We start from the raw sequence: 12762 nt of genomic DNA on the forward strand, positions 1-12762 counted from the left end.
CCGCCGTCGCATCAACAGCCCTGGCCGGGGCCGCCCGCCGTCGCATCAACAGCCCTGGCCGGGGCCGCCCGCCGTCGCATCAACAGCCCTGGCCGGCCGCAGTCGGACCGACAGCCACGGCCGCCCACCGTCCATCCGACAACTTCCGGGCCGCCGCCGTGATCAAGCCGAAGCTCCGGCCGCCGGCTCAGCGCAGGCTGCGCACGTCGAGGTGCCGCAGGACCCGGTCCACCACCTCGGGGTCGGCGCCCGGCTCACTGCGTGCCGCCAGCACCTCGTGCCGCGCCGCACTCAGCATCTCCTGCTGGATCCGCCGCACCCGCTTCACCCGGCGCGCCCCTTCCCGGTACACCTCCCGGCGCTCGTCCTCCGCGAGTTCGGGGCTGATCCGCACGCCGATGTCGTAGGCCCGCCGCAGCATCTGCTCGGACAGCTCCTCCGGCAGTTCCTCGTCCCCCTCGATCTCCCGCAGCCGCTGCTTCGCCGCCTTGGCCGCCCGGATCGCGAGTGCCTTCGCGAACTCCCTCTCCTGGTCCGTGTCGGCCTTCACCCCGAGCCGGCGCACCAGCCACGGCAACGTCAGGCCCTGCAGCACCAGCGTCGCCATGATCACCCCGAACGCGATGAAGATGATCTCGTCCCGACTGGGGAAAGGCGACCCGGCGTCGGTCTCCAGGGGGATCGCCAGCACCAGGGCGACCGAGGCCACCCCGCGCATCCCCGACCACCACATCACCACGGTCTCGCGCCAGCTCACCGGGATGTCCTCGTCGTAGTCCCGCCGCGCGTGCAGCCGCTTGGTCAGCCAGGTCGCCGGCAGCAGCCACAGCAGCCGCACGAGCACGACGACGGCCACCACCACCGCCGCCCACCAGAGCAGCTCGCCCCACCGGCCGGAGGCCGTGCGGATGGCGTTGTGCAGCTCCAGCCCGACCAGCCCGAAGGCGACGCCGGTGACGAGCGTGTCGACGATGTTCCAGAAGGTGTGCCCGGCCAGCCGGGTCATGACGTCGTCGGCGTCCGAGCCGTACTCCGCGAGGAACAGCGCGGTGGTGAGCACGGCGAGCACACCGGATCCGTGCAGTTCCTCGGCCATGACGTAGGAGGCGTACGGCACCAGCAGGGTCAGCCCGATCTGCAGCGTCGGGTCGCCGAGCACCTCCATCAGCTTGTTCGCGCCCCAGCCCAGCGCGAGGCCCACGGCCACCGCCACCACGGCCGACAGCACCAGATCGAGCCCGGCCTTCCAGGGCGAGAACGTCCCGCTGACGGCCGCGGCGATCGCCACGTGGTAGAGGACGATGGCCGTCACGTCGTTGAACAGCCCTTCGCCCTCCAGGATCGACACCAGCCGGCGCGGCAGCCCCAGCTGCCCGGCCACGGCGGTCGCCGCGACCGGGTCCGGCGGCGCCACCAGCGCGCCCAGCGCGAACGCCGCCGCGAGCGGCAGCCCCGGCACGATGGCGTCGGCCGCCGCGGCCACGCACGCCATGGTGACGAACACCAGCGCCACGGCGAGCAGGAAGATCGGCCGCCGGTTCGCCGCGAACTGCCGCCAGGACGTGCGCCGTACGGCGGCGTACAGCAGGGGCGGCAGGAGCAGCGGGAGGATCAGGTCCGGCGGGATCTCGACGTTGGGGACGAACGGGAGCAGCGCGAGGACTATCCCGAGGAGCGTCATCAGCACCGGCGCGGGGAATCCGAACCGGTCCCCCACGGGCACACTGATCACGGCCCCGAGCAGCAGCACGAACAGCAGGGCCAACTGATCCACGGTCAGCGCTCCGGAAGGTCAAATGTTCACACGACTGACCTCAAGCCTGCCACGCGACTCCCGGGACAAACCGTTTCGGCACCCCCCATGGAGGGCTAAAGCGAACGCCGCATCCCCTGGTGCGGAACGCCCGCTTCCAAGTACTCGGGCCCGTACGGCTCGTAGCCGAGCCGCTCGTAGAAGCCCCGCGCGTGCGTCTGTGCGTGCAGGTCCACGGCCGTGAGCCCCCGCGCGCGTGCCGCGTCCTCGATGGCCCGTACCAGGGCGGCACCGACGCCGAGTCCGCGCACGGAGCCCGTCACGGCGAGCCGGCCGAGGGAGCCCACGGACGGGCCGGCGCCGGTTCGCGCCACGGCCGCCTCCCCGTGCAGCAGCCGCCCGGCCCCGAGAGGCAGGCCGTCCTCCCGGATCGCCAGCACATGGACCGCGCCGGCGTCGTGCTCGTCGTACTCCACGTCCTCCGGCACGCCCTGCTCGACGACGAAGACCTCCTTGCGCACCGCGAAGCACGCCTCACGGTCGGCCGGGTCCTCGGCGACCCGCACCAGGTACGGGCTGCTCACGCGTATGTCTCCTCGCGGACCTGCGCCAGGGCCTTCTGCAGGTCCTCCGGGTAGTCGCAGGAGAACTCCACCCACTGCCCGTCCCCGGGGTGCTCGAAGCCGAGCCGCACCGCGTGCAGCCACTGCCGGGTCAGGCCGAGGCGCTTGGCGAGCGTCGGGTCGGCGCCGTAGGTGAGGTCGCCGACGCAGGGGTGCCGGTGGGCGGCCATGTGGACGCGGATCTGGTGTGTGCGGCCGGTCTCCAGCTTCACGTCGAGCAGGGACGCCGCGCGGAACGCCTCGATGAGGTCGTAGTGCGTGACGGACGGCTTGCCCTCGGCGGTGACGGCCCACTTGTAGTCGTGCTGGGGGTGCCGGCCGATGGGCGCGTCGATGGTGCCGCTGGTCGGGTCGGGGTGGCCCTGGACGAGCGTGTGGTACCGCTTGTCGACCGTGCGCTCCTTGAACTGGCGCTTGAGCGAGGTGTAGGCGCGCTCCGACTTGGCGACCACCATGAGGCCCGAGGTGCCCACGTCGAGCCGGTGCACGATGCCCTGGCGCTCGGCGGCGCCGGAGGTGGAGATCCGGTACCCGGCGGCGGCCAGGCCTCCGATGACGGTCGGCCCGGTCCAGCCCGGAGACGGGTGCGCGGCCACGCCGACGGGCTTGACGATCACGACCACGTCATCGTCGTCGTGCACGATCTCCATGCCCTCGACCGGCTCGGCCACCACCTGCACCGGAGCGGGCGCCTGCGGCATCTCGACCTCCAGCCAGGCGCCGCCGTGCACGCGCTCCGACTTGCCGACCACCGACCCGTCGACCGTGACCTTCCCCGCGGCGGCGAGCTCGGCCGCCTTGGTGCGGGAGAAGCCGAACATGCGGGAGATGGCGGCGTCGACGCGCTCGCCCTCCAGGCCGTCGGGCACGGGCAGGGTACGGATCTCGGGAAGCGTGCTCACCCGTCGAGTATGCCGGACGGTTACGACGGGTCCGTACGCGCGCTCAGTCCTTGTGGACGGTCCCGTCCGGGTCGAGGCCCCGGAAGGAGAGCAGCACGATCAGGATGCCGCCGCACACGATCGCCGAGTCGGCGAGGTTGAAGACGGCGAAGTGCTTGGGCGCGATGAAGTCCACGACCGCGCCCTCGAAGACGCCCGGGGCCCGGAAGATCCGGTCGGTGAGGTTGCCGAGCGCACCGCCGAGCAGCAGGCCGAGCGCGATCGCCCAGGGCAGGCTGTACAGCTTGCGGGCGAGGCGGGCGATCACCACGATCACCGCCGCCGCGATCATGGTGAAGATCACCGTGAAGGCCTCGCCGAAGCCGAAGGCCGCGCCCGCGTTGCGGATCGCCTCGAACTTCAGCCAGTCCCCGATGATCTCGATGGGCGGGTGGTGCTCCAGCTTGGCGACCACGATCAGCTTGCTGACCAGGTCGAGGACGTAGGCGAACGCGGCGACGGCGAACAGCACGGCGATCCGGCGCCTGCCGCGGGGCCGCCCGGCGGTGGCATCCGGCTCGCCGGCACCGGGCGCTCCCGCCGGGGCCGGCGGGGCTGCAGGGTCGGTGCCGGGCTCCCCGGCCGGGGAGCCCTCGGCGTCGGGCCGCTCTTTGCCGCTCCCGGCCGCGTCCGGTGTGTCCGGCGTACCGATGATGCGCTCCGCCTCTGCCACGTGAGTCCCTCAACCTAGGTGCCTGACTGAGGACGAGGGTACGGCACGGCCTGCGCGTCCCACGTGTTCAGGAGGCATTCGGCGGCCGGTCAGTACCGGCGCTCCTGCTTCTGCTTGCACTCCACGCAGAGCGTGGCCCGGGGGAAGGCCTGCATGCGGGCCTTGCCGATGGGGTTGCCGCAGTTCTCGCACAGGCCGTAGGTACCCGCGTGCAGGCGGTCCAGTGCGCGCTCGGTCTGCAGGAGCATCTCGCGCGCGTTGGCGGCCAGGGCCAGCTCGTGCTCGCGGGTGATGTTCTTGGTGCCGGTGTCCGCCTGGTCGTCGCCCGCGCCGTCCCCGGAGTCCCGCATCAGGCCCGCGAGGGACCGCTCCGACGACGTGATCTCCTCACGCAGCCGGGTCTCCTCGGACGTCAGCTCGGACCGCGCCTCTTCGACCTCCTCCGCCGTCCAGGGGTCCTCACCGGGACGGACCGCGAGCTCGCCGGGCTCCGCCGCGGCGACCCGTGCCTTCGGAACGGCGGTCTTCGCCGCCGTGGCCGGGCCAGGAGTCTTCTTCGCACCCACCGTCGTCGCTCCCGTCTGCTGCGCGGCCTGGGCCGCACCCGCCTTTTTGGCCGTGCTGGTCGCGGCCGTGTCCTGTGTGACCGCGCCGGTCCGGGCAGTGCCCTTCCCGGCAGCGCTCTTCGTGGTGGTGCTCCTGCCTCCGGCGCCCTTCCCGGCCGGGGCCTTCTTGGCGGCGGGCTTCTTCCCGGCCGCCTTCGCCTCTACCGCCCTGCCCTCCGCAGTCCCGCCGGCGGCCTTCCCACCCGAGGCCTTCTTCCCGGCGGTCTTCTTACCCGCCGCCCCACCGGCGGCCCTCCCGCCACCCGTCTCCCCGGCCACCGCCGTCTTGGCCGCCGTCTTCCTCCCGGGCGCCCTCGTCCCGGCCGTCTTCCCCTCGCCCGCCTTGGCCGCATGCCCCGCCGAGGCCCGCGCGGACTTCTTCCCTCCCACGTCCTTCGCAGCGCCGCCGGAGGCCTTCGCGGACCTGCCGGACGCCGGCTGCTGTACGGCGGTCTTCTTCGCCACCATGGCCGCGGCCCCTTCACATATTGTGATCTTGCTCGCGCATCGTGCTGGGACGATAAATCGACTCGAGTCCCGCGGCAACGGGGCACACCGCCCGATTCGCCCGCCTCGCGCACGCCGCGCGGCGAACCTGCATCCGTTGTGCCCAGCTCCCCGCCCGGTAATCCGCCGAGCCGGACGTCCCAGGATCCGAACACCTATACCGTGCTATTCGGGTCATGAAACCCATATCGACCACCACGCGGCCCCACCCCCGACGGCCGGGAAAACCGGTCGGCCGCCGCCCGCGCGGCGCCGTACACTGGGCGGAGCGAAAAGCGTGGATGGGGACGAGTAGCGGCGTACGCAGCCCAGAGCGACCCGGGGACGGTGGAAGCCCGGGGGCGAGCGCGACGTGAAGATCACCCCGGAGCCGCCGGAAGAAAGCCGGAGCCAGTGAGCGACGGCCGGTAGACCCGGCATCGCGACCCCAATGAGGGGGCTCGCCGGCGCACACCCCGTGCCGGAGGGCCAAGGAGGGTGGTACCGCGGGAGCGCGCCGAAGGCGGCGCAGGCAGACGTAGCTCTCGTCCCTCCGGACGGAAGGCAGCAAGTCCGCCGGAGGAAGCCCGCTGATGACATCGCCGACGTACCGCCAGGTACCCGCCCAGGTCGACCTGCCCGCCCTCGAGCACGCCGTGCTCGATTTCTGGCGCGAGCAGAAGATCTTCGCCAAGAGCCTGGAGCAGTCCGAGGGCCGCCCCGAGTGGGTGTTCTACGAGGGCCCGCCCACCGCCAACGGCATGCCCGGCGCCCACCACATCGAGGCGCGCGTCTTCAAGGACGTCTTCCCCCGCTTCCGCACCATGCGCGGCTACCACGTCGCCCGCAAGGCCGGCTGGGACTGCCACGGCCTCCCGGTCGAGCTCGCCGTCGAGAAGGAGCTCGGCTTCTCCGGCAAGCAAGACATCGAGGCGTACGGCATCGCCGAGTTCAACGCGAAGTGCCGCGAGTCGGTGACCCGGCACACGGACGCCTTCGAGGCGCTCACGACCCGCATGGGCTACTGGACCGACCTCCAGGACCCGTACCGCACGATGGACCCCGAGTACATCGAGTCGGTCTGGTGGTCGCTGAAGGAGATCTTCACCAAGGGCCTGCTGGTCCAGGACCACCGCGTCGCCCCCTGGTGCCCCCGCTGCGGCACGGGCCTGTCCGACCACGAGCTGGCACAGGGCTACGAGACGGTCGTCGACCCCTCGGTCTTCGTCCGCTTCCCCCTCACCTCCGGCCCGCTCGCCGGCGAGGCCGCCCTGCTGGTGTGGACGACGACCCCGTGGACCCTGGTGTCCAACACCGCCGTCGCCGCCCACCCCGAGGTCACCTACGTCGTGGCGACGAACGGCGAGGAGAAGCTGGTCGTCGCCGAGCCGCTTCTCGCCAAGGCCCTCGGCGAGGGCTGGGAGACCACCGGCCGGACCTTCACCGGCGCCGAGATGGAGCGCTGGACGTACCAGCGCCCCTTCGAGCTGGTGGAGTTCCCGGCCGAGGCCCACTTCGTGGTCAACGCCGAGTACGTCACCACCGAGGACGGCACGGGTCTGGTGCACCAGTCCCCCGCCTTCGGTGAGGACGACCTCAAGGTCTGCCGCTCCTACGGCCTGCCGGTCGTGAACCCGGTCCGCCCGGACGGCACCTTCGAGGAGGACGTCCCCCTCGTCGGCGGCGTCTTCTTCAAGAAGGCCGACGAGGAGCTCACCGAAGACCTCGCCGGCCGCGGCCTGCTCTTCAAGCACATCCCGTACGAGCACAGCTACCCGCACTGCTGGCGCTGCCACACCGCGCTCCTCTACTACGCGCAGCCCTCCTGGTACATCCGCACCACGGAGATCAAGGACCGCCTCCTCGCGGAGAACGAGGGCACCAACTGGTTCCCGGACACGGTCAAGAACGGCCGCTACGGCGACTGGCTGAACAACAACATCGACTGGGCGCTGTCCCGCAACCGCTACTGGGGCACCCCGCTGCCCATCTGGCGCTGCGAGGACGACCACCTCACCTGCGCCGGCTCCCTCGCGGAACTGTCCGAGCTGACCGGCACGGACCAGTCGGGCCTGGACCCGCACCGCCCGTTCATCGACGAGGTCACCTTCGCGTGCCCGCAGGGCGGCTGCGGCAAGACGGCCACGCGCGTGCCCGAGGTGATCGACGCCTGGTACGACTCGGGTTCGATGCCGTTCGCGCAGTGGGGCTACCCGTACAAGAACAAGGAGCTGTTCGAGGCCCGTTACCCGGCGCAGTTCATCTGCGAGGCCATCGACCAGACCCGCGGCTGGTTCTACACGCTGATGGCGGTCGGCACGCTCGTCTTCGACAAGTCCTCGTACGAGAACGTGGTCTGTCTCGGGCACATCCTCGCCGAGGACGGCCGCAAGATGTCCAAGCACCTGGGCAACACCCTGGACCCGATCCCGCTCATGGACCGGCACGGCGCCGACGCGGTCCGCTGGTTCATGGCGGCCGGCGGTTCCCCCTGGGCGGCCCGCCGCGTGGGCCACGGCACGATCCAGGAGGTCGTCCGCAAGACGCTCCTGACGTACTGGAACACGGTCGCTTTCCAGGCGCTCTACGCCCGTACCTCGAACTGGGCCCCGTCCGGGGCCGACCCGGCCCCGGCCGATCGCCCGGTCCTGGACCGCTGGCTGCTGTCCGAGCTGCACGCGCTCACCGACCAGGTGACCCAGGCACTGGACGCCTACGACACCCAGCGCGCCGGCAAGCTGCTCTCCGCGTTCGTCGACGATCTGTCCAACTGGTACGTGCGCCGCTCCCGTCGCCGCTTCTGGCAGGGCGACAAGGCGGCCCTGCGCACGCTGCACGAGGTCGTCGAGACGGTCACGCAGCTGATGGCCCCGCTGACCCCGTTCATCACCGAGCGGGTGTGGCAGGACCTGATCGTCCCGGTCACCCCGGGCGCTCCCGAGTCGGTCCACCTCTCGTCCTGGCCGAAGGCGGACCTCGGTGCCATCGACCCGGAGCTGTCGAAGCAGATGGTGCTGGTGCGCCGCCTGGTGGAGCTGGGCCGGGCCACGCGCGCGGAGTCGGGCGTCAAGACGCGTCAGCCGCTGTCCCGCGCGCTGATCGCGGCGACCGGTTTCGACGCTCTGGACTCCGAACTGCGCACGCAGATCACGGAGGAGCTGAACGTCGAGTCCCTGGCGACGCTGAGCGAGGTCGGCGGCAGCCTGGTCGACACCACGGCGAAGGCCAACTTCCGCGCGCTGGGCAAGCGGTTCGGCAAGCGGGTGCAGGACGTGGCCAAGGCCGTCGCGAACGCGGACGCGGCCGCCCTGTCCCTGGCCCTGCGCGAGGGTACGGCGTCGGTCGAGGTCGACGGCGAGACCATCACGCTCGCCCCCGACGAGGTGATCATCACGGAGACCCCCCGCGAGGGCTGGTCGGTGGCCTCCGACGCGGGCGCCACGGTCGCCCTGGACCTGGAGATCACCGAGGAGCTGCGCCGGGCGGGCCTGGCCCGTGACGCGATCCGCCTGATCCAGGAGGCCCGCAAGAACAGCGGCCTCGACGTGGCCGACCGCATCGCACTGCGCTGGGCGGCCACGGACCAGGCGACGGTCGAGGCCCTGACCGACCACGCCGGCCTGATCGCAGACGAGGTGCTAGGCAGCGACTTCGCCCAGGGCGAGGCGGACGACACCTACGGCGAGCCCTTCACCGACGAGGGCCTGTCCCTGACGTTCCGCCTCCGCAAGGTGTAACCCCGGCCCGTACGGTCCGAAGGCCCGGTCCCGCCAAAGATCTTGGCGGGACCGGGCCTTCGGCGTTGCGTACGCACGAACACTCGTGGCACGACACAGCGCGAAAGGGCGAGGCCCCGGGTGGGAACCCGGGGCCTCGCCCTGAACGCTGCCGACGTCTATGCCGTACTACTGGCCATCAGGCCGTCAGTTGTCATCCTCGTCGATCAGGAAGCCCCGCATCGGCGAGGGCGCCTGACCCATCGGGGACGGGCCCTGCGGCCGCACCGGAGCCATCGGCTGGGTCATCGCCGGCGACATCTGCTGCTGACCGCCGTAGGACGGAGCGGACTGCGAGGGGGCGCCGCCCATCGTCTGGTTGCCGCCGCCGTAGGACGGGGCGCTCGCGCCGGCCGGAGCCATGGAAGGCGCCGGGGACGGCGGGAGGGACGCGGTCGCCGGAGTGCGCGGCGGGGCCAGCGAGTCGTCGGCCTGCGTCTCCAGCTGGCGCAGCTGCGACTCCAGGTACGACTTCAGGCGCGTGCGGTACTCGCGCTCGAAGCCGCGCAGGTCCTCGACCTTGCGCTCCAGCGTGGCGCGGGCGGACTCCAGGGAGCCCATCGCGACGCGGTGCTTCTCCTGCGCGTCCCGCTCCAGGGCGTCGGCCTTGGCACGGGCGTCACGCTCAAGACCCTCGGCACGCGAACGCGCCTCGCCGACGATCTTGTTGGCCTCGGAACGGGCCTCGGCGATCGCCTGGTCGGCGGTCTGCTGGGCCAGCGAGAGGACACGGGCGGCGCTGTCGCCACCGGGGCCTCCCTGACCGGGGCCGCCCATCGGGCCGCCCATCGGGCCGGGGCCGCCCATGGGGCCGCCCATCTGCTGCTGCATCGGGGGCTGGCCCATCGGACCCGGACCCTGGCCCATGGGGCCGGGACCCTGGGGTCCACCCTGACCGCCGGGACCGGCGGGCAGCTGCGGGGCACCGCTCGGCAGCTGGGGCGGACCACCCATGGGGCCACCCATCTGCTGCTGCGGCGGGCCCGATATGCCGGCGGGGACAGGACCGCCGGGACCACGCATGCCCTGCTGCTGTTGCTGCTGATCCTGCTGCGGCTCCGGAGGCTTGCGCATGTTCTGCTGGTTCTGCGCAGCAGCGCGCGTGGCCGCGGCCAGTTTGGCGCGCAAGTCCTCGTTCTCACGGAGCAGGCGGGTCAGTTCGGCTTCGACCTCGTCGAGGAAGGCATCGACCTCGTCCTCGTCATAGCCTTCTCGGAGGCGGACGGTCGTGAACTGCTTGTTCCGCACGTCCTCGGGGGTCAACGGCATCTCTTCACCTCAACGTAGTCGTCGGCATTCGGCAAGACGGTAGGTCACATCGCTCATCACAGCCGGCTCACGATCGAGATCAGGATGTAGACGATGATCATCAGTACGAAGAAGGACAGGTCTAGCGCCACGCCCCCGAGACGCAGCGGCGGAATGACCCGCCGCAGAAGCTTGAGCGGTGGATCGGTGACAGTGTAGGTGGCCTCAAGAACGACCACCATCGCCTTGCCGGGTTGCCATGAGCGGGCGAACTGGAAGACATAGTCCATGACCAGTCGGAAGATGAGCACGATGAGGAAGCACATCAGCGCGATGTAGACGACATCCAAAACCACGCTCATGACCTCTTGCTTCCCTCTCCCCTGTGCCCTGCTCGGTACTGCTGTTCCGGTGGTGCGTCTCAGCTCTGGTTGAAGAACCCGCCCTCTGCGATGCGGGCCTTGTCCTCCGCCGTGACATCGACGTTAGCAGGCGACAACAGGAACACCTTCTGCGTCACCCGCTCGATACTGCCGTGAAGACCAAACACCAAACCGGCCGCAAAGTCGACAAGTCGCTTCGCATCTGTGTCGTCCATCTCAGTCAGATTCATGATCACCGGGGTGCCTTCACGGAAGTGTTCCCCGATGGTACGGGCCTCGTTGTAGGTCCGTGGGTGAAGCGTGGTGATCCGGTAAGGCTCTCGTTCGGACACGACCTTGGGCATGATCACCGGTGCGTTCTTCTCCAGACTTGCGCGTTCTTGTGTGATGGATGCCACGGGCGCGATGCGCGCCGGGCGGTTGGATTCCGCGGGTAGCGAAGCGGAGCGGGGGGCCGGTTCGCGAGGCGCGGATGGCTGTACGACTCGCACCTCTTCGTCCCTTTGGGGCTGATGTGAGACGTGCGGCTGGTGGGACGGCTCGTGCCGTCGGTGGTCCCGCTCGGGCTCGGGGTCCAGTTCGGGTTCGAAGTCGTCGTCGGGGTCGAATCCGCGGCCGTCGTACCCATCGTCCTCCACGAGGCCGAGGTAGACCGCCATCTTGCGCATCGCGCCGGCCATGCTCTGAGTCCTCCGCTCTGTGGTGGATCGGCTGACGACTGCCAAGTGCCCGCGATCCACGTGGTCCTTGAATCCGCCTATCGGCGGCAATGACCATATTTTCTGCTGTGGTCCGACTTCTTGGCGACGTTACCCGAGCCTGGGGCGGACTCCGAGTACCGCGCTGCCGACGCGCACATGTGTCGCTCCGGCCGTCACGGCCTGTTCGAGGTCCGCACTCATCCCTGCCGAGACCATGGTGGCAGCCCGGTGACTCCGGCGCAGGTCGGTCGACAAAACCATCAGCCGCTCGAAGGCAGCCAGTTCGCGTCCGGCGTACTCGCCGGTGAGCGGCGCGACGGTCATCAGCCCGGCGAGCCGGAGCCCCGGCGACCCGGCCACGAGATCGGCCAGCGCCGCGATCCCGTCGGGCGCGACTCCGCCCCGCTCGCCCCGGGCACTCTCACCGGCGTCGAGCGCGACCTGGAGGAGGCATCCCAGTTCGCGTCCGGTCCGGACGGCCTCCTTCGACAAAGCTGTGACGAGCTTGGAACGATCGACGGACTGCACGAAATCCGCGTAACCGGCCACCGAACGCACCTTGTTGGTCTGAAGTTGACCCACGAAGTGCCAGGTGAGGGGCAGATCCGAGCATGCCTCGGCCTTGGGAGCCGCGTCCTGGTCGCGGTTCTCGGCGACGTGCCGCACGCCGAGTTCCGCGAGGATCCGCACGTCACTCGCGGGATAGGTCTTGGTGACCACGATCAGGGTCACCTCGTCGCGTGCCCGCCCCGCGGCCGCGCACGCGTCGGCGATACGCCGTTCCACCTTCGCCAGATTCGCGGCGAGTTCGTCCTTACGGTCCGTCATGCCCTATCAGTCCAGCCACACATAACCCGCGAGCCGACCGGTGGTGCGGTCGCGGCGGTACGAGAAGTGATCGCGCGACTCCAGCGTGCACACCGGCGACTGCTCCCGGTCGCGCACCCCGAGCCGTTCCAGCTGGGCGTGCACTCCGGCGCTCACGTCGACCGCCGGTGTGCCCCAACTCGTCTCGGCGTACGCCACCGGCTCGACGGCGGACACCTCGGCGCGCATCGCCTCGGGCACTTCGTAGCACCGGCCGCAGACGGTGGGCCCGGTGCGGGCGACGATCCGGGAGGGCTCGGCGCCCAGTTCCGTCATCGCGCGCACCGCGGCCGGGACGACCCCGGCGATCATGCCCGGGCGGCCCGCGTGGGCCGCGGCGGCGATCCCGGCGACGGGGTCGGCGAGCAGCACCGGCACGCAGTCGGCGGTGAGCACGGCGAGGGCGAGCCCCCGGCGCGTGGTGACGATCGCGTCGACCGACGGGACCGGGGCCGAAGATCCCCACGGCCCGTCCACCACCGCCACGCCGGCCCCGTGCACCTGGTTCATCCAGACGACCCGGTCCGTTTCGAGACCGAGGGACTTGGCGGCCAGGTCCCGGTTGGTGCGCACGGCCTCGGGATCGTCGCCGACCGCTCCCCCGAGGTTGAGCTCCTCATACGGAGCGGCGCTCACCCCGCCCCACCGGTCGGTGAAGCCGAAGTGCGCGCCGCTCGCGCTTTCGCGCTGTCCTATCACGACTGAA

The 12762-nt window shown here is 70.8% G+C and carries 11 protein-coding genes; 1 reads left to right on the top strand and 10 read right to left on the bottom strand.

The annotated features are described in order from the left end of the window. Nucleotides 1–187: 187 nt before the first annotated feature. From AB0937_RS05475 to AB0937_RS05495, 5 genes are all read right to left on the bottom strand, one after another. Complete coding sequence (locus AB0937_RS05475; protein WP_366709619.1) at nucleotides 188–1774, bottom strand: Na+/H+ antiporter; 1587 nt, start codon at nucleotides 1772–1774, stop codon at nucleotides 188–190. 95 nt (nucleotides 1775–1869) lie between these two features. Further along, nucleotides 1870–2337, bottom strand: a complete 468-nt coding sequence (locus AB0937_RS05480; RefSeq protein ID WP_366709621.1) for a GNAT family N-acetyltransferase — start codon at nucleotides 2335–2337, stop codon at nucleotides 1870–1872. Then, nucleotides 2334–3278 carry an RluA family pseudouridine synthase gene (locus AB0937_RS05485; RefSeq protein WP_366709622.1) on the bottom strand — a complete coding sequence of 315 codons (945 nt, stop codon included), beginning with the start codon at nucleotides 3276–3278 and terminating at the stop codon, nucleotides 2334–2336. The genes AB0937_RS05480 and AB0937_RS05485 overlap by 4 nt, the downstream gene beginning before the upstream one ends. 43 nt (nucleotides 3279–3321) lie before the next feature. Continuing rightward, nucleotides 3322–3990 carry a signal peptidase II gene (gene lspA / locus AB0937_RS05490; protein WP_366709623.1) on the bottom strand — a complete coding sequence of 223 codons (669 nt, stop codon included), beginning with the start codon at nucleotides 3988–3990 and terminating at the stop codon, nucleotides 3322–3324. A gap of 89 nt (nucleotides 3991–4079) precedes the next feature. Next, entirely contained in the window at nucleotides 4080–5063 is a 984-nt protein-coding gene (locus AB0937_RS05495; protein WP_366709625.1) for a TraR/DksA family transcriptional regulator, read from the bottom strand. A gap of 611 nt (nucleotides 5064–5674) precedes the next feature. On the opposite strand from AB0937_RS05495, the gene ileS reads away from it, so the two are divergent. After that, nucleotides 5675–8818, top strand: coding sequence for an isoleucine--tRNA ligase (ileS, locus tag AB0937_RS05500; protein ID WP_366709627.1), 3144 nt, complete (start codon nucleotides 5675–5677; stop codon nucleotides 8816–8818). A gap of 186 nt (nucleotides 8819–9004) precedes the next feature. Here ileS and AB0937_RS05505 read toward each other — a convergent pair whose 3' ends face one another. From AB0937_RS05505 to pgeF, 5 genes are all read right to left on the bottom strand, one after another. After that, the gene (locus tag AB0937_RS05505) at nucleotides 9005–10126 is read right to left on the bottom strand and encodes a DivIVA domain-containing protein (protein ID WP_366709628.1); all 1122 of its coding nucleotides are present in this window, start codon (nucleotides 10124–10126) and stop codon (nucleotides 9005–9007) included. Nucleotides 10127–10182: 56 nt separating this feature from the next. Next, nucleotides 10183–10467, bottom strand: a complete 285-nt coding sequence (locus AB0937_RS05510; protein ID WP_030248691.1) for a YggT family protein — start codon at nucleotides 10465–10467, stop codon at nucleotides 10183–10185. A gap of 59 nt (nucleotides 10468–10526) precedes the next feature. Then, on the bottom strand, nucleotides 10527–11168 hold the full coding sequence (gene sepF, locus AB0937_RS05515; protein WP_366709630.1) for a cell division protein SepF: 642 nt from the start codon (nucleotides 11166–11168) through the stop codon (nucleotides 10527–10529). A gap of 129 nt (nucleotides 11169–11297) precedes the next feature. Next, nucleotides 11298–12017, bottom strand: a complete 720-nt coding sequence (locus tag AB0937_RS05520; protein ID WP_366709632.1) for a YggS family pyridoxal phosphate-dependent enzyme — start codon at nucleotides 12015–12017, stop codon at nucleotides 11298–11300. Nucleotides 12018–12023: 6 nt separating this feature from the next. Further along, the gene (pgeF, locus tag AB0937_RS05525) at nucleotides 12024–12755 is read right to left on the bottom strand and encodes a peptidoglycan editing factor PgeF (RefSeq protein ID WP_366709633.1); all 732 of its coding nucleotides are present in this window, start codon (nucleotides 12753–12755) and stop codon (nucleotides 12024–12026) included. Between the last annotated feature and the right edge of the window lie 7 nt (nucleotides 12756–12762).

It is taken from the genome of Streptomyces sp. NPDC047880 (genome assembly GCF_040706515.1).
In the GTDB taxonomy this organism is placed as follows: domain Bacteria; phylum Actinomycetota; class Actinomycetes; order Streptomycetales; family Streptomycetaceae; genus Streptomyces.

Excerpts from the sequence above, each read along its gene's own strand:
- AB0937_RS05495 (WP_366709625.1), bottom strand. The coding sequence starts at position 5,063 with ATGGTGGCGAAGAAGACCGCCGTACAGCAGCCGGCGTCCGGCAGGTCC.
- AB0937_RS05510 (WP_030248691.1), bottom strand. The coding sequence starts at position 10,467 with ATGAGCGTGGTTTTGGATGTCGTCTACATCGCGCTGATGTGCTTCCTC.
- ileS (WP_366709627.1), top strand. The coding sequence starts at position 5,675 with ATGACATCGCCGACGTACCGCCAGGTACCCGCCCAGGTCGACCTGCCC.
- sepF (WP_366709630.1), bottom strand. The coding sequence starts at position 11,168 with ATGGCCGGCGCGATGCGCAAGATGGCGGTCTACCTCGGCCTCGTGGAG.
- AB0937_RS05520 (WP_366709632.1), bottom strand. The coding sequence starts at position 12,017 with ATGACGGACCGTAAGGACGAACTCGCCGCGAATCTGGCGAAGGTGGAA.
- AB0937_RS05505 (WP_366709628.1), bottom strand. The coding sequence starts at position 10,126 with ATGCCGTTGACCCCCGAGGACGTGCGGAACAAGCAGTTCACGACCGTC.